Source organism: Kitasatospora xanthocidica (assembly GCF_014656195.1).
In the GTDB taxonomy this organism is placed as follows: Bacteria; Actinomycetota; Actinomycetes; order Streptomycetales; family Streptomycetaceae; genus Kitasatospora; species Kitasatospora xanthocidica.
This window is the reverse complement of record NZ_BNBY01000009.1, coordinates 32,830-51,579: the sequence shown is the minus strand read 5'-3', so window position 1 is coordinate 51,579 and position 18,750 is coordinate 32,830. Positions and strand designations below refer to the sequence as shown.

The following is an 18,750-nucleotide window of genomic DNA, read 5'->3' as shown; positions in this document are numbered from 1 at the left end:
GGCGCCCTCGTCACACAGTGGCCTCCCCGCAGGAGGCCCCCGGCGAGGCCAGCACCCGGGCCGCGCTGCGGTGGCCGAGCGCGGCCGCCAGCCGCAGCAGGTCCCCGCCGTCCGCGCCCCCGCCGTCCAGGCTTCCGCCATTCGCGCCCCCGCCGGCCGGGCCACCGCCGTCCAGGAACGCGGCCAGGAACCCCGCCGCGAAGGCGTCCCCGGCCCCGGTGAGGTCGCGCACCTCCGCCACCGGCGGCACCGGCACCGTGAACAGCCCCTCGCCGGGCACGTCCACGGTGGTCGCCTCGGCGCCGGCCTTGGTGACCACCGTGGTGGCCGCCAGCCGGGCGCGTTCCGGCCCGGGCAGGCCGTCCGCCAGCAGTCCGAGGAAGGCGGACTCGGAGCGGTTGGCGAACAGGAAGGTGGGCGCCAACTCGGCCAGCAGGGCGAGGAAGCGCTCCCGTCCGAACTGCTCCAGCATGCCGGTCGAGGAGGCGTCCACCGAGGTGGTCCCGCCCGTCCGCCGGACCCGGGCGAGCGCGTCCACCGCCGTGGCGCCGACCGGCTCGCCGTCGAAGGAGTAGGCGGGAACGTGCAGGTGGGTCAGTCCGGCCAGCCAGGAGTCCGGGACGCGCTCCAGCAGCGTGGCGGCGCCCCGGTCGGGCAGCATGGTCCGCTCGCCCTCCCGGTCGATCAGCACCACCACGCTGCCGGTCCGTCCGCGCCGGGAGACCCGTACGTCGACGCCGTGGCCGCCCAGTTCGGCGACCAGGCCGTCCCCGACCGCGTCCTCGCCGACGCAGCCGAGGAAGCGGACCGGGTACCGGTCGGCCGCGAAGCAGGCGACGTTGGCCGCGCTGCCGCCGCGCCGCCGGAAGACCCGGGCGCCGGAGTCGGTGCCGTGCCGCAACGGGCCGTCGACCCAGACCACGATGTCCTCGACGAGGTCGCCGAGCACCCCCAGCACGGCTCAGGCCCCGGTCTGCGCGGCGGAGTTACGGCCGGCCGGCCCACCGGCGGAAGCAGCGGCAGCGGCGGCGGCCAGCGCGATGGCGATCTCGCCCCCGAGCCGGACGTTGCCGCGGTAGACCTCGACGTTGACCTCCAGGCTGCGGCCGCCGGTGTCCCGCTGGATGTGGTCGAGCAGGAAGGGGGTGGCGGCGTTGCCGGTGATGCCCTGGCGCTCGGCCTCGGCCCAGGCGCGGGCCAGGATGCCGTCCAGCTCCTCCGGCGGCAGCTGCTTGGCCGGGTCGACCGGGTTGGCGATCAGGACGGCCTGCGGCAGGCCGAGCCGGTCGCGGGCGTCGATGACCTTCGCGGCCTCCTCGGGCGACTCGACGCTGAAGTTGATCTCGTGGCCGGAGTCGGTGACGTAGAAGCCGGGGTACTTGCGGGTGCGGTAGCCGATGACCGGGATGTTGAAGGTCTCGAAGCGCTCCAGGGTGGCCCGGATGTCGAGGATCGACTTCACGCCGGCGCTGATCACGGTGACCGGGGTGGCGGCCAGGGTGGTCGTGTCGGCCGACTCGTCGAAGCTCTCGGAGGCGCCGAAGTGGACGCCGCCGAGGCCGCCGGTGGAGAAGACCCGGATGCCCGCGCGGTGGGCCAGGAAGGCGGTGGCCGCGACGGTGGTGCCGCCGTGCCGGCCGAGCGCGGCGACCACCGGCAGGTCGCGCAGGCTGACCTTGTCCAGGCCGTCGATGGCGGAGAGTTCGGTGATCTGCTCGGTGGTGAGGCCGACCGTCGGGACCCCGGCGTGCACGCCGATGGTCGCCGGGACGACGCCCGCCTCCCGCAGCTGCCGCTCCGCTTCCAGCGCGACCGCCAGGTTGCGCGGGCGCGGCAGGCCGTGGGTGAAGATGGTCGACTCCAGGGCGACCACGGGCCGGCCGTCGGCGAGGGCCCGCAGGACCTCCTCGGCGACGTGGACGGCGGGAGCGGCCGGACCGGCGGAGGAGCCGGGGGCGGAGGCGGCGGAGAAGGCGGCGGGGGTGCTGGGCGGCAGTCCGGTCATGTCGCGAACTCTCTGTGAGATGCCACTGCGGCGGGGCAACGTGCTGATCAGCGTATGGAGGGTTCGCATCGGGATCCAGAATGCGTCCTGGGGTTTGTGATAGGCCGACACCTATTGGTTCGTCCACCATTCGTCCCTGCTTCGTCTACCCTGACGGCCATGGGTTTCACCTTGCGTCAGCTGGAGGTCTTCCTCACCGTCGCCGAGACGCTGCACTTCGGCCGGGCCGCCGAACGGCTGCACATCTCGCAGCCGACGGTCAGTCAGGAGGTCGCCCGGCTGGAGCGGACCGTCGGCGTCGAGCTGTTCGACCGCAGCCGCCGCTCCGTCGCGCTCACCGAGGCGGGCGAGGTGATGGCCACCGAGAGCGCCCGGCTGCTCGGCCAGGCCGAGACCCTGCTCGTCCGCGTCCGGCTGCACGAGGAGTCCCGGCTCGGCACCGCCCGGATCGTCGCCTCGCCGAGCGTGGTGAACCGGCTGCTGCCCGCCGTGGTCAGCCGGGCCGAGCAGGAGCTGCCCGCGCTCGACACCGCCGAACTCGCCGTCGACACCGGCCAGGTCTCCACCACCCTGGCCGGCGAACTCGCCGACATCGGGCTCGGCCGCTTCCTGGACGAGGTGAACGGCTACCGGCTGGAGCGGATCGCCGACGAGCCGGTGCTCGTCGCCCTCGGCCGCGACCACCCGCTGGCCGGCCGGACCAGCCTGCGACTGGCCGAACTGCGCGACCTGCCACTGCTGTTGTGGCCGCGCGAGCAGCACCCCCGCTACTACGACCACGTGCTCGGGCTGTGCGGGGACCACGGCGTCGACCCGCCGGTGCTGGTCAGCCCGCCGCGGATCGTCGGCTCCCGGCTCTACCTGCTCGCCCGCAACCGCGCCTTCTCGCTGGTACCCGGCTCGATGACCGGCCACCTCACCGAGGACGTGGCCACCGTACGGCTGGAGGGGCGGGCCACCCTGCCGCTGGAGATGCAGTGGCGGCTGGACGACCGCCGGCCCCGGCTGGCCGGCCTGCGCGACCTCATCCGGCAGGAGGCGGCCGCGCTGGAGGAGGCGTAGCGGAAGGCACCCCTCGCCCCGGGCCGCCGCACCCCTCGCCCCGCACCGAAGGCCCACCACACCCCGAGGCCCACCGCACCCGCCCCACCCCGACGACCACCCTTGACGCTGGCATGCCACCGCCGGAAGGATGCCGGATCATCCCTCCGGCCCGCGGCAGCGCCACGGGCCGCCCGACCCCGGGACCCGCCTTGGCCCTGCGCCCGCTGCTCCGCCGCGCCGCCGGATTACTCGGTGCCGCCGTCCTCACCCTGGCCGGCACCATCACCGCCGCCGGCCCCGCCCACGCCGACTTCGGCACCGACTACCACGACCCGGTCACCGCCACCAAGCCCCTGACCCGCCCGGACACCCGCTCCTGCACCGTCGAGGCGATGCACCGACGCGAGTTCCGCGACGGCTACGGCAACCCGCCCGACACCCCGTACACCGCCACCCTCACCCCGCCCGCCGACTGCGCCGGCCCCTGGTCCGCGGTGGTGCTGGACCTCCACGGGCAGGTCGCCGGGCGGCAGTTCGACCGGATCTTCAGCGTCCGCGTCGGCGGCGTCCAGGTGCTGCTCTCCTCCACTCCGGAGCCGTCCAAGGACGGCATCGAGTGGAACGTCGAGCACGACGTCACCCGCTACGCCCCGCTCCTCGCGGCCGGTCCGCAGGAGTTCTCCTTCGACCTCGCCAACGTCACCGATGCCACCTACACCGGTGTCTTCACCATCACCGCCAGCCTGACCTTCTACACCGCGGACGCCCGCTGGCCGGCCGCCCGCGGCGCCGACCGGCTGCTCACCACCGGGCCGTTCGCGCTCACCGGAGCCGCCCCCTCCGCCGGGCGCGACCTCACCTTCCCGCAGAACCTCGAACGCCTCACCGCCGAGGTCTACACCCGGGGCGGCGGCGCCTGCGAGGAGTTCGCGTACGCCTCCGCGCCGGACGCCTTCGTCGCCGCCAACCCGGGCCTCGGCCTCTGCGGCAAGGGCCCGTTCCGCGAGCTGCGGCTCACCGTCGACGGCACGGTGGCCGGCGCGGTCTGGCCGTACCCGGTGATCTACACCGGCGGCTGGGACCCGCTGCTGTGGCGGCCCGTCCCCGGCGTCTTCGCCTTCGACCTGCCCGCCTACCGGCTCGACCTCACCCCGTACGTCGGCCTGCTGCTCGACGGCCGCCCGCACACCGTCGGCGTCACGGTGAACGCGGCCGAGGCGCAGAGCAACGACGTGTGGACCGGCCAGGTCAACCTCTTCGCCGAGGTCGACCACGGCGCCGCCCGCACCACCGGACAGCTCACCGACCGCCGGGTCGCCCCCGAGGCCGCCGTCGGCACCGCGCTCGCCGACCACGGCGGCGGCAGCGGGGACTGGACCGTCACCGCCGCCCGGCACGACCTCGCCCGGGGCTGGGTGCAGACCTCGCACGGCCGGATCACCACCGAGGTCCGCGACGACCTCTCGTTCCGCTCCGGGCAGCAACTGCGCGACAGCGGCAACGACGTGGCACTGCACAACGCCACCGACCTCACCCGCACCACCTCGACCTGGGGCGGCGGGCCGCACCGCACCACCACCGTCCACGAGGGCGAACCCCTGGACGTCACCTACAAGGTGAGCCACGACGCGGCCGGAAACACCGACCAGACCACCGCCATGGACCTCGGCTACCACCGCGAGACCACCGCGGCGACCGGCGGCCACGTCACCGAGCGCTCCACCGTCGACCACACCCTGCGCCCGACCGCCCGGCGCCACGACGGCGACCGCACCGTGCGCACCGGCAGCAGCACGGAGGACTACCGCAGCACCGGTCCGCAGGGGCCGTACCACCGGACGCTGAGCTTCGTGGACGGATGGCCCTCGCCCTGAGCCGACCGGTTGCCACGGATTTGCGAAAATTGCCCGAATTCATGCTGTTCGCCCCTGGTGCACGCGGCGTGGGAGGCGCATGATGGGAGGTGGACCTGCGAGGTAGCTGAAGGAGTTCGACCGCAGGAGGCAGTGGCGACAGATCGAGACGGATCAGGGTCTGCCGCTGGCATTTCTACCTCGGTCGACGATCGAACTTTCGGCCGGAGGACGTGACGTCCGGAGGCCACCCCCGCCTCGCAGGTTCCGCCGCGCGTCCACGGAGCATCCCCTCGTCTCCGTGGGCGCGCTCTCCACGTCCGCGGCCGCGCGACCGGCCCCTACGGAGCAGCGCTAGACCGACCCGGCGTAGCCCATCTCCCAGGCGTGCACGGCGATCCCGACCCGGTTCGCCACCCCGAGCTTGCGCTGGATGCTGGCGACGTGGGTCTTCACCGTCCCCGGCGAGATGAACAGCTCGGCGGCGATGTCCGCGTTGGTACGGCCCTCCGCGACATGGCCGGCGATCTCCACCTCCCGCTCGGTCAGCGGCACCGCCGCCACGGGCCCCCGACGCTCCGGCCGACGCGGCGCCGTCACGTGCCGCAGCAGCCGGACGGTGACCGACGGGCTGATCAGGCTCTCCCCGTCCGCCGCCGCCCGCACCGCCTCGGCCAGCAGGGACGGGCCGGAACGCTTCAGCAGGAACCCCGAAGCCCCGTGCCGCAGCGCCGGGTAGACGTACTCGTCCAGGTCGAAGGTGGTCAGCACCACCACCCGTACCGGCTCGGCCACGCCCGGCCCGGCCAGCCGCCGGGTCACCTCCAGCCCGTCCACCCTCGGCATCCGGATGTCCACCAGCGCGACGTCCGGCCGCAGTCGGCCCGCCAGCTCCAGCGCGGCCGCCCCGTCCGCGGCCTCCCCCACCACCTCGATGTCCGGCTGCGCCTCCAGGATCCGCCGCACGCCGCGCCGCACGGCCTCCTGGTCGTCCGCGATCAGGGTGCGGATCACCCGCGGGGACCCACCGTTCGCACTCGTCACGTCCAGCAGTCTGCCACGCACCGGCCGACGGGACGCTCCCGCGGTGACGGACGGAACGTTCCCGCGGCGACCGGCGGGAAGGCTCACCCCGCGACCGGCCGGAAAGTTCACGCGACGGCCCCGGCGCGGTTCACCTCCGTACGGTGAGCTGACGGCCATGAACGCTTCCAGTGGACGTCCCCCCGTCAGCCGGCGCGGGCTCCTGGCCGGCGCCTCCGGCCTCGGCCTCGGTGGCGCCGTGTCCCTCTCCGGCCTCGCCGCCACCCCCGCCGCCGCGGCTCCCCCGGCCCCGGCGGCCTCCCCGTTGCTGTGGCAGCGGCCCGGGCGCTCCGGTGCCCCACGGGTGGCCGGGCTGCACCTCCAGTTCGGCTCGGACGCCTCCCGCGAGGTGGTGGTCTCCTGGCACACCACCCGGTCCGTGGCCAACCCCCGGGTGATGTACGGGACTTCGAACGGAGGCTTCGGCCGGACCACGCAGGCCGCGACCCGCACCTACCGGGATGCCGCCTCCGGCACCGAGGTCCAGGTGCACCACGCCCGGCTGACCGGCCTGCACCCGGACACGGACTACGTCTACGCCGCCGTCCACGACGGCACCACCCCCGAACTGGGCACCGTCCGCACCGCCCCGCGCGGCCGCTCCGCGTTCACCTTCACCAGCTTCGGCGACCAGGGCACCCCGACCCTCGGCAAGAAGACCGCCAACGGCTACGCCAACGACAACCTCGGCAGCCCCGCCGCCGGCGACACCACCGCCGGGGTCGAGCGGATCGCCCCGCTCTTCCACCTGCTCAACGGCGACCTCTGCTACGCCAACATCGCCACCGACCGGGTCCGCACCTGGTCCGACTGGTTCGAGAACAACACCCGCTCCGCCCGGCACCGCCCCTGGATGCCCGCGGCCGGCAACCACGAGAACGAGAAGGGCAACGGCCCGATCGGCTACGGCGCCTACCAGGCCTACTTCGAGCTGCCGAACGCCGGCGCGGACGACGAACTGCACGGCCTCTGGTACGCGTTCACCGCCGGCTCGGTGCGCGTCATCAGCCTCAACAACGACGACGTCGCCCTCCAGGACGCCGGCAACTCCTACGTCCACGGCTACTCCGGCGGCGCCCAGCAGCGCTGGCTGGAGCGGGAGTTGGCGGCCGCCGACGCGGACCCGGGGATCGACTGGATCGTGGTCTGCATGCACCAGGTGGTGATCTCCACCGCCGACAAGTTCAACGGCGCCGACCTCGGCGTGCGCGAGGCCTGGGTGCCGCTGTTCGACAAGTACGGCGTGGACCTGGTCGTCTGCGGCCACGAGCACCACTACGAGCGCTCGCACCCGATCCGCGGCCAGCAGCCCACCGACACCCGCACCCCGATCCCGGTCGCCACCGGCACCCAGACCATCGACACCACCAAGGGCACCGTCCACATGGTGATCGGCGGCGGCGGGACTTCGGTCCCGTCCAACCAGCTCTTCTTCAACCCCCCGAAGGCCCGGGTCATCACCGGCGTCGGCGCCGTCGACCCGGCCACCGGCAAGCGCCCGCCGGTGTACGTGATCGAGGACGCTCCCTGGTCCGCCTTCCGCGACGCCGACAACCCGTACGGCTTCGCGTCCTTCGACGTCGACCCCGGCCAGCGCGGCGGGCAGACCACCATCGCCGTCACCTACTACGCCGTCAACGGCCCGTACGGCGACCTCGTCCCGGTCGACCGCTTCACCCTGACCCGCCCGCGCGGCACCCGCGGCGGCGGCCGGGGCCGCTGACCGCTCCGCCCTCGCGGCTCGGCCGACCCGCCGCGGTGGCGCCGGCCCCCTGCCGGCGCCGCCTGCGGGCGCCACCGCGGGCGTTCGCGATCACGCGCCCGGCAGCGTGCAGCCGACCCGCCAGCCCGCGGGCTCGACCGGGCCCGCCGTCAGCGAGCCCCCGTGGGCCGCGGTGCGGGCGGTGAGGCCGGCCAGTCCGGTCCCGCCGGAGCCGGGACGGCGGCCCAGCAGCGGCGTGCGGGCGGGGCCGCCGTTGTCGGTGACGGTGACCCGGACCCCGCCGTCACCGTCCGGGGCGGCCCGGACGGTGACCTCGGTGGCCTGCGGGGCGTGCCGGCGGATGTTGGTGAGGGCCTCCAGGACGACGGCGTAGACGGTCGCCTGGGCCTCGGCGGGGAGCAGGTCGGCGACGCCGGGGGCCAGCTCGACGGTGGCGCGCAGACCGCCGCCGCCCGTCGCGCCGAAGCGGCCGACCAACTCGGGGAGGTCGGCCAGGCCCAACCGGCGGGTGGTCGCCCCGACGTCGTGCCCGGCCGACTCTTCCCGACCGCCGTGCCCTTCCCGCCGGCCGGGCCCGTCCGGCCCGCCGCGCCCGTCCGGGCCGCCGCCCCGCGGCTCGCGCAGCGCCCCGACCATCTCGTCCATCGAGTCCAGCGCCCGCAGCCCGGCCTCCTCCAGCCGGCGCAGCAGCGCGGCGGTCTCCGCCGGCTCCTGGCCCGGGAGTTGACCCGCCTGCGCCTCCAGCACGATGCCGGTGACCTCGTGGGCGACGGAGTCGTGCAGCCCCCGGGCCACGTCGAGCCGCTGCTCCCGGCGGGCCCGTTCGACCGCCCGCTCCCGGCGGGCGTCCAGCACCCGCAGGTAGAGCGCCGCCCCGGTCACCCCGAGCACCGGCAGCAGGGAGAGCAGCACACCGATCACCGGGCCGGCCGCACCGCCCTGCGGCGTCCGGAGGGCGAACCGCAGCGGCACCACCACGGCCGCAGAGCCGACCAGTCCGCCGACCGCCCCCGCCCACCGGTCGGGCAGCCGCCGGACCACCCGGAACAGCACCCCGAGCAGCGCCAGCCACTCGAAGGGCAGCCAGAACGCGGGCAGCCGGTACGGCCCCCGGTAGAGCAGGTCGAGCAGCAGCGAGGCGCCCGCCACCAGCCCGGCGGCCGCGCCCGGCGCGACCCGCCCGCTCGGCCACGGCAGCAGCGCCACCACCGCGGCCAGCGCCGCCGTCAGGGCGAGCAGCAGCGCCGGGCCGTGCTCGCCCGGGTGGGCGAACGCGACGGGCGCCGCCAGGACCAGGGCGGCCAGGACGGCGAACGGCCGCCGAAGCCGTACGGAACGCTGCCGTACGGGGTGGGAGGGGGATTCGGTGCGCACCCGGCCGAGCCTACGGGGCAGATCATCCACGTCAGATCACCCGGGGCAGCTCTCCCGGGGGAGGCCTGACTCCTCCCCGGGTGGGAGGAGCGCTCCGCCAACTCCCCTCCGCAGCGGGAGGATCGCCCGGCCGGTCCGCAGCAGACTCGTACTCGTCGAAGCAACCGTCCAAAGGAGAACGAACCGCCATGAACCGTCGCCTCGCCACCGCCGCAGCCTCGCTCCTCCTGCTGGCCGCGACGGTCGCCACCGCCGCCCCGGCCTCCGCCGCGCCCGTGTCCGGCGGGGAAATCGCAGTCGCCGCGCAGGACTTCGGCGCGGTGAGCGTGCGCGGCACCGGCGACACCGTCCTCACCGCGGCGTTCAACGACTTCGCCGGCGACCCGGTCCGGATCTCGGTCGACGCCCGCGCCGCCACCAACACCGACCCGCGCGGCACCCGCGGCCACTTCCACGTCCGCCACGTGCACCACGACGGCCGGCTGGTCGCCGACTTCGAGGGGGACATCACCTGCCTCGGCGTCGGCGGCCGGCAGGCGATCGCCACCGGGGTGATCACCAAGGGCGAGGCGCCCTGGTTCCCAGGCCTGGAGGTGGTCGGCCAGAAGGTCTCGCTCTCGGTCGAGGACAACGGCCGGCACGGGGACCGGCTCGGCTGGATCTGGGGCGCGCTGGGCCAGCCGGTGTCCGACTGCCAGGGCACGGTACCGTTCATCCGCACGACCGGTGGCGACCTCACCGTGCGCGGCTGACCTCTCCCGACCAGGGCCCTCCGGGGCCTCCCGGTCCGTCCGCGGGGAGCACGCCGCCGCCCGGCCGCCGCCCCCGTCCCGGACCCCCAGGAGGCCCCGATGTCGCCCGACCGCCCGACCGCACCCGGGCCGTCCCGAGCCGGCGCGGGGTTCAACGGCCTCACAGGGGAGGGCCGTTGAACCCCGCGCCCGACCCGTCGGCCCCCTCATCCGACCCTTCGGCCCCGGCGCCCGGGCCACGCCCGCCCGACTACGCCCGGCTCGCCGCCGTCGGCCCGTACTTCGCGCTGGACACCTCCCCCGACGGCACCCCGCCCGAGGGGTTCCGCCCGCTGGCCGAGTTGTTCGGCACCGGCCCGGACGCGCCGCTGGCCGCCCGGATCCGGGTGGTGGCGCAGCGGCTCGGCACCGCCGAACCCCGGGTCGCCGCCTCGATCCTGCACCTGGGGCTGGCCGCCCGCTTCTGGTCGGTGGGCCTCGGCTCGGCCGTCCTGCTGGGCACGGTCCCGACGCTGGAGCGCGCCTGGGTACGGATCCCGGACCAGGGCCCGCTCGATCTCTGGACACCGTCGGAGCCGGCCCGTCCCTCCCCCGGCACCCTGGCCGACCAGCTCCACGCGGCCGTCCTGGTCGGCCGGCTGGAGCCGCTGGCGGCAGCCGTCCGGGCCGCCGCGCCACTCTCCCCGCGCCTGCTGCTGGGCAACTCCGCCTCCGCACTGGCCGGCACGCTGCGGGTGCTGGACCCCCACGCGCCGGGCGCCGCACGGGCGTTGGTCGCGGAGCTGCTGGACCGCCCGCCACTGGCGGGGACCGGCACCCTGCGCACCGGCCCGCGCGGCACCGCGTTCCGCCGGACCAGCTGCTGCCTCTACTACCGGGTCGGACCGGGCGCCGGGCTCTGCGGGGACTGCTGCTTCACCGAGCCACCCGCCCGGGGGAAGCGGACCGGCTGAAACCTCCAACACTGAATGTCATGGGCCGCACCCGCACCGCATCCGCACCGCGCCCTGCGGGCCACCACACCGGCACCGACCGCCCGACCCGCGGTCAGCCGACCTCCGCCAACTCCAGGTGCCCCCGGACCAGCTGGTGCACACCGGCGACGGCGTGCGTCTCCGCCGCGACCCGGGCACCCGCCGCATCGCCCGCCAGGACGGCGACCAGGATCTCCTGGTGCTGCTCGGCGAACCGCTCCTGGTCGGGCCCGTACGGGGCGGGCAGCCAGAGCAGCGGGCCGAGCTCGGCCTGCAGCCGGACGGCGAGCCGGGTGAGGCGCACCGACTGGGCGGCGACGGCGAGTTCGATGTGGAAGCGGGCGTCGGCGCGGCACCGCTCGGCGGGCCCGGTGGCCTCGCGCAGCTCGTGCACCAGGCGGGTGAGCCGGGGGCCGAGGTCGGCGGAGGCGGCGCGTTCGGCGGCCAGTCGGGCGGCGGTGCCGAAGACGGCCAGTTCCTCGTCGCCGAGGTCGCGCAGGTCGGCCGTGGCGAGGTCGCGCAGCCGGGCCAGCCGGAGGTGCGCGGTGTCTTCGACGGGGGTGCGGACGAAGCTGCCGCCGTTGCGGCCGCGCCGGGTCTCGATCAGGCCGGCCTCGCGGAGCAGCGCGAGCGCCTCCCGGACGGTGCCGTTGGCGACGCCGAGCTGGTCGGCGAGGTCGTTCTCGCTGGGCAGTTGGTCCCCGGCGGCGACCAGGCCGAGGGCGATCGCCTCGGTGATCCGGCGGGCCACCGCGTCGGCCCGTCCGAGGTCGGTGAGCGGCGCGAGGGCGGCGTCGAGCAGCGGGGTCGATCCGCCGATGGTCGTCACCCCACACCCCTCCTCGATCGCCACCGGCGGGCCACCGCCGGGTCGGACGTCTCCGGCAGGGTACCTCTCGTTCGGGCGCGCACCCTTGCCGCCGGAAACCCGGTTTCGTAGGTTTTCCGGCGGCCTCGACCCACCCTCGGCCCGGGCCGCGCGTACCGGACCGCGTACCGGACCGCGCCCTGGGCCCCGTGCCGGCGTTGACCCCGTCGGCCGATGCGTGCGGCCCGCGTCCGGCTTGTCCAGGGCCGGGCGCGGGCCGCGAATCCCCACCCGGTGCCGATGCCCTGACACGGGTGAAGCCTTGCGGGGGTGCGGTCAGACCGCGACCGCCTCCTCCATCTCCTCCTCGGCCTCCGCCGCCGTCTCCGCCGTCTCCGCCGGACGGGCTCCGCGGCGTCCTCGGCCCTCGTACAGCGCCGCGGCCGCCACGGCCGCCCCGCCCAGCAGCAGCCAGAGCAGCAGGGTCACCACGTGCCCGCCGAGGCCCGCGCCGCCGTCGAAGTACAGGATGCTGCGCGCGCCCTCCAGGTAGCCGGCGCCGGTCCAGAAGCCGTGCAGGGCGCCGAAGAAGCCGTTCTGCAGCTCGGGCCGGTAGATGCCGCCCGAGGAGGTGAAGTTGAGCATCACGAACAGCACCATCATGGTGAGCGTGGTCCACTTCCGCAGGAAGCTGTGCAGGCCGACGCCGATCAGCACGATGCCCGCCGAGTAGAGCCAGCCCAGTGCCCAGACCGCGGCCAGGTCGTGGTCGACGACGTGGAACACCGGCCCGGCGGTGACGATCCCGATCAGGCTCACCACGAGGGAGACCGCCGCCCCGGCCAGCACCCGGACCCGCATGCTCAGTGCGGCTCCGGCGGCGCCGATCACCGCCACGCTCGCGTACGAGCCGATGCTCAGCGCGACCAGCAGGAAGAAGAGGCCCTGGCCGGTCGGGTCGCCCTCGGCGGGGGTGGTCAGGTCGGTGAGGTGGAGCGGGACGCCCTGCTTGTCGGTGACGTTGGTGAACACGGCCGTGGCGGCCACCACGGAGGTGTCCGAGTTGCCCTTGGCGACGATCAGCTCGGGGCTCCTGGCGTCCGGCACGAAGGCGCCGACGAGGTCGCGGTCGCGCAGCTGCCGCTCGGCGGTGGCGCGGTCGTCGACGGTGCGGACGTCGAGCGCGTCCCCGGCCTTCTCCCGGATGGCCTGTGCCAGCCCGTGCGCCTGCGGCGTGGTGCCGACCACGGCGACCTCGAGGTGGTGCGGCTCGGGCTGGTGGAAGGCGCCCTGGTAGGCGAGTGCCATGCCGAGGCACATCAGCAGCGGGGTGATCAGGTGGACGGCGAGGTGTTTGAGCGAGTGCCCCGGTGCGGGCGCCGCGGCGGGGTTCTGGGGTGTGCTCATGGCGTTCGTACCGTCCTCCGGTGAGTGTTCCGCATGTCGCATAAAGGGTGGTAAATGCAACCAATTAAGATGGCAAATGCAACCGACTACGGATGTAGCTTACAACCATCTGACGGTGGGCGGAAGCCGGCCCCGCCGGCCGGCTCCCCTCTCCCGCGCTCAGCGCAGCTCGAACACCCCGTACGAGAACCCGTCCGCCCGCAGTTCCCCGTCCGCCACCCGCACGCCCTGCGCGTCCAGTGGCCGCACTCCCTGCGGCACTCCCAGCGACTCCCCCGGACGCAGGTCCGCCAGCCGTACGGCCCCCGGCTCCCGCCGCGGGTTGACCGCCACCAGGTACCGCCCGGCCCGGGTGTACACCAGCGGGTAGCCGGAGTGCCGGACCTCCACCCCGCCCGCCGTGCCCAGCCCCGGGTGCGACCGCCGCAGGGCGATCAGCCGCCGGACGGTGTGCAGCAGCGAGGTGGGGTCGGCGCGCTGGGAGAGCACGTCCGGGCGGCGCGGGTCCGGGTCCACCGGCAGGTAGAGCCGATCGGCCGGGGCCGTCGAGAAGCCGGCCGACGGACCGGGCGTCCACTGCATCGGGGTGCGCGAACCGGCCCGGTTGAACCGCGGGCCGAGCACGCTGCCCTCGGTGTCCGGCAGGCCGGGCAGGTAGCGCATGCCGATCTCGTCGCCGTAGTAGACCGCCGGGAGGGTGGGCCAGGTGAGCAGGAAGGCGAAGGCCGGGGCGAGTTGCTCCTGGGTGCGCGGTCCTGCGGCCAGCCGGGAGAAGTCGTGGTTGGCGGTGGGCAGCACGATGTGCCCGCTGCCTTCGGTGAGTTCGGCCGCGGAGCGCCAGGCGTCCAGGAAGGGCTGCGCGCTGCCCCGGCCCTCGGCCTCGAAGTAGCAGGCCTCCTGGTGCCAGAACTCCTCGACCGTCCCCCCGTTGTTGTTCCAGAGTGAGCGCAGCGGGAGGCCGTGGTCCTCGCCGCCGAAGTGCAGGAAGAAGTCGGCGTGGAAGCCGGCGGCGACGGCGGCGGCCGGCTCGCCCCACTCGGCGAACAGCGCGGCGTCGGGGTGGGCGCGGTCCAGCCAGTCCCGCAGCTCGGTCCAGAGCTTGCCGGTCTCGGCCCTGCCCGGGTCGTCCTTGACCAGCGAGTACGCCATGTCCACCCGGAAGCCGGCCACCCCGAGGCCGAGCCAGTGCGCCATGATGTCGCGCAGCGCGGCCCGGTTGGCCCGCGGGCCTTCGGCGTCCACCGGCTGACGCCAGGGTTCCTCCGGACTGCTGCGCGCGTAGCCGAAGTTGAGGGCCGGCTGGCAGTCGAAGAAGTTCGGCCGGTACCAGCCGGGGCGGCTGCCGGGCGAGGCGACGAAGCCGTCCACCCGCCGGTCGGACCAGATGTAGCGGTGGTCGGACGGGTCCTGCGCGGCGGCCAGGAACCAGGGGTGGCGGTCGGAGGTGTGCCCGGCGACCAGGTCCAGCAGGATCCGGATGCCCCGCCGGCGCGCGGCCTCGACCAGGGCGACCAGCCCTTCGGTGCTGCCGTAGCGCGGGGCGGCGGTGAAGTAGTCGGTGATGTCGTACCCGGCGTCGCGGAACGGCGAGGCGAAGCAGGGGTTGAGCCAGACGGTGTCGACGCCGAGCCAGGCGAGGTGGTCGAGGTGCTCGGCGATGCCGGCGAAGTCCCCGATGCCGTCACCGTCGGAGTCGGCGAAGGTCTGCGGATAGATCTGGTAGAGGACGGCGTCGGCGAGCCAGTCGGGGCCGGGGCGGGTCGAGGTCATGGGCGGGGTCCTCCTGCCGGGTCCTGGCCCGGGGTGCACCCGGGCGGGGCTGAGCCGGGCCCGACTCGGCTGGCGGCCGACCCGGGGTGCCACCGATTCTCGTCCGATCCCGGCCGTCCCGACAGCCCGCCTCGCCCCTTTCACCGGGTCTCCCCCACGCCCGCCTAAGCCTGCGCCGCCCCGCAGGCCGCCGTGAACGCCCGGGCCCGCCGGGTGATCTCGGCCCAGTCCCCCGCCGCGACCGCCTCCGGCGGCACCACGTCCGTCCCCGCGCAGACCGCGAGCGCGCCCTGCCCCAGGAACTCGGCGGCGTTGCCCGCGTTCACCCCGCCGGAAGCCACCAGCGGGACGTCCGGGTACGGGCCGCGCAGGTCCTTGAAGTAGCCGGGGCCGAACGCCCTGGCCGGGAAGATCTTGACGGCGGCGGCGCCGAGGTCCACCGCCCGGGCCACCTCGGTCGGGGTGAGCGCCCCGAGGACCACCGGCACCCCGGCGGCCCCGGCGGCCTCCGCGACCTCGGGCCGGCAGCCGGGCGTGACCAGGAAGGACGCTCCGGCCGCGACCCCCCGTTCGGCCTGCTCCGCGGTCAGCACGGTGCCGACGGCGACCCGGTGCCCGGCCCGCGCGGCGCGCCGCAGGTGCGTGGTCACCTCCGGTGTGGTGCAGGTGAATTCGGTCCAGGTGATGCCGCCGGCGGCGAGCGCGGCGCAGAGCGCGGCGGCGTCCGGGATGCTCGGCGCGCGGACCACCGCGATCACCCGGTCGTCCCGCAGGGCGGAGAGGGTCTTCATGCGGCTCGGGTCCCTCGATCGGTGCGGCGCAGGGCACGCCCGGGGCGGGCTCCGGTGGTGCGACCCTGCCGGACGACGGCGGTGCCGTTGACGTACACGTACTCGATGCCCTCGGCGGGCCGCCGGGGGTGTTCGAAGGTGGCGGCGTCCCGGACCCGCTCGGGGTCGAGGAGCACCAGGTCGGCGTGGTGGCCGGGGGCGATCACGCCGCGCCGGTGCAGGCCCAGCCGGGCGGCGGGCCGGCCGGTCATCCGGGCGACCGTCTCCTCCAGCGTCAGCACGCCCAACTCCCGGCTGTAGCGGCCGAGGTAGCGCGGGAAGGTGCCCCAGGCCCGGGGGTGCGGACGGGCGCCGACCAGCAGCCCGTCGCTGCCGACGGTGTGCGCCCGGTGGCGCATGATCGCCCGGACGTTCTCCTCGTGCCCGACGTGCTGGAGGATCGTGGTGGCCAGCTCGTCGCGGCGCAGCAGGTCCAGGAAGACCTCCGTGCCGGTCCGCGCCTCCTGGACGGCGAGTTCGGCGACGGTCCGGCCGACGGCCGGGGCGAGTTCCGCCGACCGGACGCCGGAGATCTGGATCGTCGCCCAGTCGGTGACCACGCCGTGGCAGCCGTCGCTGCCCTTCTCCTCCACCTCGTACCGGATCCGGGCGCACTGCGCCGGGTCGGTGAGCCTGGTCAGGGTCGCCGCCGGTCCGCCCGCGGTGGCCCAACTCGGCAGCAGGGCGGCCAGGGTGGTGGAGCCGGGCAGGTAGGGGTAGCTGTCCAGGGTGAGGTCGACGCCGTCGGCCAGCGCCCGGTCGACCAGCTCCAGCAACTCGCCGGCCCGGCCCCGGTTGACCCCGAAGTTCATCGTGGCGTGGGTCAGGTGCAGCCCGCAGCCGCTCCGCCGGGAGATCTCCACCATCTCCTCGTACCCCTCCAACGCTCCGTCCCCGTAGGATCGTTGGTGCGGTGCGTGGAAACCCCCGTAGGCCGCGACGATCACGCAGAGCTCGACCAGTTCGGCGGTGTCCGCGTACGTCCCGGGGGTGTAGCTGAGGCCGCTGGACATGCCGACCGCGCCGTCCAGCAGGCTCCTCGCCAACACCTGCCGCATCCGGTCGAGTTCGGCCGGGGTGGGCGGGCGGTCGGCCCAGCCCATGACGAGGGTGCGCAGCGTGCCGTGCGGGACGAGGTAGCAGGTGTTGACCGCGACGCCGGTGCGGTCGAGCCGGTCCAGGTAGCCGGCGACGTCGCGCCAGTCCCAGTCGAGCTCGGCCGGATCGCCGTTCCAGCCCGCGAGTTGGCAGCGCAGGCCGGGCAGGGTGGTGTCGTCCACCGGGGCGTAGGAGAGGCCGTCCTGGCCGAGGACCTCGCAGGTGACGCCCTGGGTGACCTTGGCCGGATGCTCGGGTTCGAGCAGCAGGGCGAGGTCGGAGTGGGCGTGCATGTCGATGAAGCCGGGGGTCAGCACCAGGCCGTCGGCGTCCACCACCCGGGGTGCGTCCAGCCGGTCGCCGATCGCGGTGATCAGGCCGTCGGCGATCCGTACGTCCGCCCGGTAGCGGTCCGCGCCGGTGCCGTCCACGACGGTGGCGCCCCGGAAGACCGTCGCGGCCTCCGGACCGCCGCCGCCCCGGAGGGCCGTCGGGGCCGGAGCCGTCCGGGCCGGTGTCCGCCGCGGGTCCGTTCTCTCGCCCGCCATCAGAAGAACGTCCTGACCAGCCCGGTGACCTTCGGCTCCGCCGCGTCCGCGGAGTCCAGCACCGGGATCGCCGTCCACTTGTCGAAGGCCGTGCACGGATGCGAGACGCCCAGCCGCAGCACCGCGCCGATCGGGGCGAGGTCGCCCGCGTCGCGCAGGAAGGCGTGCTGGTCGTTGAGTGCGGTGATCCGGGCCGCCGTTCCGGTCAACTCGGCGCCGCCGCGCACCCGTTGCGGTTCGGGCAGGCCCTCGTCGAAGGGCAGGTCGCGCTTGCCGGCGTCCAGCAGGGCGAGTTGCGGTTCGGGGCGGGAGATCACCCGGGCCCAGCCGTGCAGCGCACCGCGGAACGGCGCCTCGCCGTCGGCCCGGGCGAGCGGTGAGATGCCCCGGTAGAAGCCGTCGTCGTGGGCGACGTACGCGCCGGAGCGGAGCACCACGAGGGCGTCCGGGAGTGCCGCCAACTCCTCGACCACCAGGTCGAAGTAGGCGCTGCCGCCGGCCGTGACCACCGGTGGCGCGTCGTCCGGGCAGGCGCCGGCGAGCCGGCCGTGCAGCCGGGCCAGCGTGCGGAGGTAGTCCCGGACGGTGGCCAGTCCGTCGGCCGTGGCGTCGTGGGCGAGCGCGCCCTCGTATCCGCCGACGCCCGCGAGGCGCAGGGTGGGGACGCGCAGCACGGCGGCGGCGACCTCGACGGCGGCGTCCACGCCGCGGGCACCGGTCCGCCCGCCGGGGCCGCCGAGTTCGACCAGCACCTCGACCGGCCGCTCGGCCCCGGCGGCGCGCAGCGCCTCGTCCATCAGCCGCACGCTCTCGGCGGAGTCGACCCAGGAGAGGAAGGCGAAGGCCGGGTCGGCGGCCAGTTCGTCGGCGAGCCAGGCCAGCCCGGCCGGGTCGAGCAGGGTGTTGGCGAGCAGGATCCGCCGCACCCCGAAGGCCCGGGCGACCCGCACCTGGGGCAGGTTGGCGAGGGTGATGCCGTGGGCTCCGGCGTCGAGCTGCGCCTGCCAGAGGGCGGGCGCCATGGTGGTCTTGCCGTGCGGGGCGAGCGTGACGCCGGCCTTGGCGCACCAGTCGGCCATGGTGCGGACGTTGTGGTCGAGCGCGGCGCCGTCCAGGGTGAGCAGCGGGGTGCCGAGCGAGGAGAGGGTCGGGCCGTCGGCCAGCCACTCCCGTACGGTGCGTCCCCTGGGGGCACCTCCCGGCCGCCAGGCCGGGGGAGACTCGGGTGGAGCGGCCTTGAACCGCCAGTCCAGCGGTTCGTCGGCCAGGGCCGCCACCGCTCCGCCGGCGATGCCCGGTCCGGTGCCGGCGCTCGCGAAGGTCTGCTCCACCGTCTTCCTCCATCCGCCATGTTGCAACATGTGCAACGCGGGTTGCACATGTTGGCAGCACGGTTCTAGCATCGGCGCCGGATCACGGTCAACGGAACTGACCCACGCTCACCGGACCCGCCCACGGCCCCCACCACCGGACCCGGCCGG

15 protein-coding genes are annotated in these 18,750 nt (G+C 75.1%); 5 read left to right on the top strand and 10 right to left on the bottom strand.

All coding sequences use genetic code 11. The features are described 5' to 3' along the window. Positions 1-10: 10 nt before the first annotated feature. Together IE332_RS18165 and IE332_RS18160 are read right to left on the bottom strand one after the other, a co-directional pair. Entirely contained in the window at positions 11-958 is a 948-nt protein-coding gene (locus IE332_RS18165; protein ID WP_189917417.1) for a carbohydrate kinase family protein, read from the bottom strand. A 3-nt stretch (positions 959-961) separates the two neighbouring features. Continuing rightward, positions 962-2,005 carry a pseudouridine-5'-phosphate glycosidase gene (locus IE332_RS18160; RefSeq protein ID WP_189917415.1) on the bottom strand — a complete coding sequence of 348 codons (1,044 nt, stop codon included), beginning with the start codon at positions 2,003-2,005 and terminating at the stop codon, positions 962-964. A 159-nt stretch (positions 2,006-2,164) separates the two neighbouring features. Between IE332_RS18160 and IE332_RS18155 the strand changes: the two genes are divergently transcribed. Further along, positions 2,165-3,067 carry a LysR family transcriptional regulator gene (locus IE332_RS18155; protein WP_189917412.1) on the top strand — a complete coding sequence of 301 codons (903 nt, stop codon included), beginning with the start codon at positions 2,165-2,167 and terminating at the stop codon, positions 3,065-3,067. Positions 3,068-3,258: 191 nt separating this feature from the next. After that, the gene (locus tag IE332_RS18150; RefSeq protein WP_189917410.1) at positions 3,259-4,923 is read left to right on the top strand and encodes a peptide-N4-asparagine amidase; all 1,665 of its coding nucleotides are present in this window, start codon (positions 3,259-3,261) and stop codon (positions 4,921-4,923) included. 333 nt (positions 4,924-5,256) lie between these two features. Here IE332_RS18150 and IE332_RS18145 read toward each other — a convergent pair whose 3' ends face one another. Beyond that, the gene (locus IE332_RS18145; RefSeq protein ID WP_308437577.1) at positions 5,257-5,946 is read right to left on the bottom strand and encodes a response regulator; all 690 of its coding nucleotides are present in this window, start codon (positions 5,944-5,946) and stop codon (positions 5,257-5,259) included. Between the two features lie 157 nt (positions 5,947-6,103). Between IE332_RS18145 and IE332_RS18140 the strand changes: the two genes are divergently transcribed. Next, on the top strand, positions 6,104-7,708 hold the full coding sequence (locus IE332_RS18140; RefSeq protein WP_189917408.1) for a purple acid phosphatase family protein: 1,605 nt from the start codon (positions 6,104-6,106) through the stop codon (positions 7,706-7,708). Between the two features lie 90 nt (positions 7,709-7,798). On the opposite strand, the gene IE332_RS18135 is transcribed toward IE332_RS18140, so the two are convergent. After that, positions 7,799-9,082 (bottom strand): histidine kinase, encoded by a 1,284-nt coding sequence (locus IE332_RS18135; protein ID WP_229928700.1) that lies wholly within the window; start codon positions 9,080-9,082, stop codon positions 7,799-7,801. Positions 9,083-9,270: 188 nt separating this feature from the next. On the opposite strand from IE332_RS18135, the gene IE332_RS18130 reads away from it, so the two are divergent. Next, positions 9,271-9,834 carry a hypothetical protein gene (locus tag IE332_RS18130; RefSeq protein WP_189917406.1) on the top strand — a complete coding sequence of 188 codons (564 nt, stop codon included), beginning with the start codon at positions 9,271-9,273 and terminating at the stop codon, positions 9,832-9,834. Positions 9,835-10,010: 176 nt separating this feature from the next. After that, positions 10,011-10,787, top strand: coding sequence for a (2Fe-2S)-binding protein (locus IE332_RS18125; protein ID WP_189917404.1), 777 nt, complete (start codon positions 10,011-10,013; stop codon positions 10,785-10,787). A 94-nt stretch (positions 10,788-10,881) separates the two neighbouring features. Here IE332_RS18125 and IE332_RS18120 read toward each other — a convergent pair whose 3' ends face one another. The 6 genes from IE332_RS18120 to IE332_RS18095 form a co-directional block, all read right to left on the bottom strand. Beyond that, positions 10,882-11,637 carry a FadR/GntR family transcriptional regulator gene (locus IE332_RS18120; RefSeq protein WP_229928699.1) on the bottom strand — a complete coding sequence of 252 codons (756 nt, stop codon included), beginning with the start codon at positions 11,635-11,637 and terminating at the stop codon, positions 10,882-10,884. A 315-nt stretch (positions 11,638-11,952) separates the two neighbouring features. Then, on the bottom strand, positions 11,953-13,023 hold the full coding sequence (locus tag IE332_RS18115) for a hypothetical protein (RefSeq protein WP_189917403.1): 1,071 nt from the start codon (positions 13,021-13,023) through the stop codon (positions 11,953-11,955). Positions 13,024-13,182: 159 nt separating this feature from the next. Beyond that, the gene (locus IE332_RS18110) at positions 13,183-14,793 is read right to left on the bottom strand and encodes an alpha-amylase family glycosyl hydrolase (protein ID WP_189917401.1); all 1,611 of its coding nucleotides are present in this window, start codon (positions 14,791-14,793) and stop codon (positions 13,183-13,185) included. 164 nt (positions 14,794-14,957) lie between these two features. Then, positions 14,958-15,584, bottom strand: coding sequence for a bifunctional 4-hydroxy-2-oxoglutarate aldolase/2-dehydro-3-deoxy-phosphogluconate aldolase (locus IE332_RS18105; protein WP_189917399.1), 627 nt, complete (start codon positions 15,582-15,584; stop codon positions 14,958-14,960). Beyond that, complete coding sequence (locus IE332_RS18100) at positions 15,581-17,269, bottom strand: N-acyl-D-amino-acid deacylase family protein (protein WP_189917397.1); 1,689 nt, start codon at positions 17,267-17,269, stop codon at positions 15,581-15,583. The genes IE332_RS18105 and IE332_RS18100 overlap by 4 nt, the downstream gene beginning before the upstream one ends. Continuing rightward, positions 17,269-18,600, bottom strand: a complete 1,332-nt coding sequence (locus IE332_RS18095) for an alanine racemase (protein ID WP_229928698.1) — start codon at positions 18,598-18,600, stop codon at positions 17,269-17,271. Before IE332_RS18095 ends, IE332_RS18100 begins: the two co-directional genes overlap by 1 nt. Between the last annotated feature and the right edge of the window lie 150 nt (positions 18,601-18,750).

Bases quoted from the DNA above. Each gene is read 5' to 3' on its own strand.
- IE332_RS18105 (WP_189917399.1), bottom strand. From the start codon at position 15,584: ATGAAGACCCTCTCCGCCCTGCGGGACGACCGGGTGATCGCGGTGGTC.
- IE332_RS18110 (WP_189917401.1), bottom strand. From the start codon at position 14,793: ATGACCTCGACCCGCCCCGGCCCCGACTGGCTCGCCGACGCCGTCCTC.
- IE332_RS18115 (WP_189917403.1), bottom strand. From the start codon at position 13,023: ATGAGCACACCCCAGAACCCCGCCGCGGCGCCCGCACCGGGGCACTCG.
- IE332_RS18100 (WP_189917397.1), bottom strand. From the start codon at position 17,269: ATGGCGGGCGAGAGAACGGACCCGCGGCGGACACCGGCCCGGACGGCT.
- IE332_RS18140 (WP_189917408.1), top strand. From the start codon at position 6,104: ATGAACGCTTCCAGTGGACGTCCCCCCGTCAGCCGGCGCGGGCTCCTG.
- IE332_RS18160 (WP_189917415.1), bottom strand. From the start codon at position 2,005: ATGACCGGACTGCCGCCCAGCACCCCCGCCGCCTTCTCCGCCGCCTCC.
- IE332_RS18130 (WP_189917406.1), top strand. From the start codon at position 9,271: ATGAACCGTCGCCTCGCCACCGCCGCAGCCTCGCTCCTCCTGCTGGCC.
- IE332_RS18155 (WP_189917412.1), top strand. From the start codon at position 2,165: ATGGGTTTCACCTTGCGTCAGCTGGAGGTCTTCCTCACCGTCGCCGAG.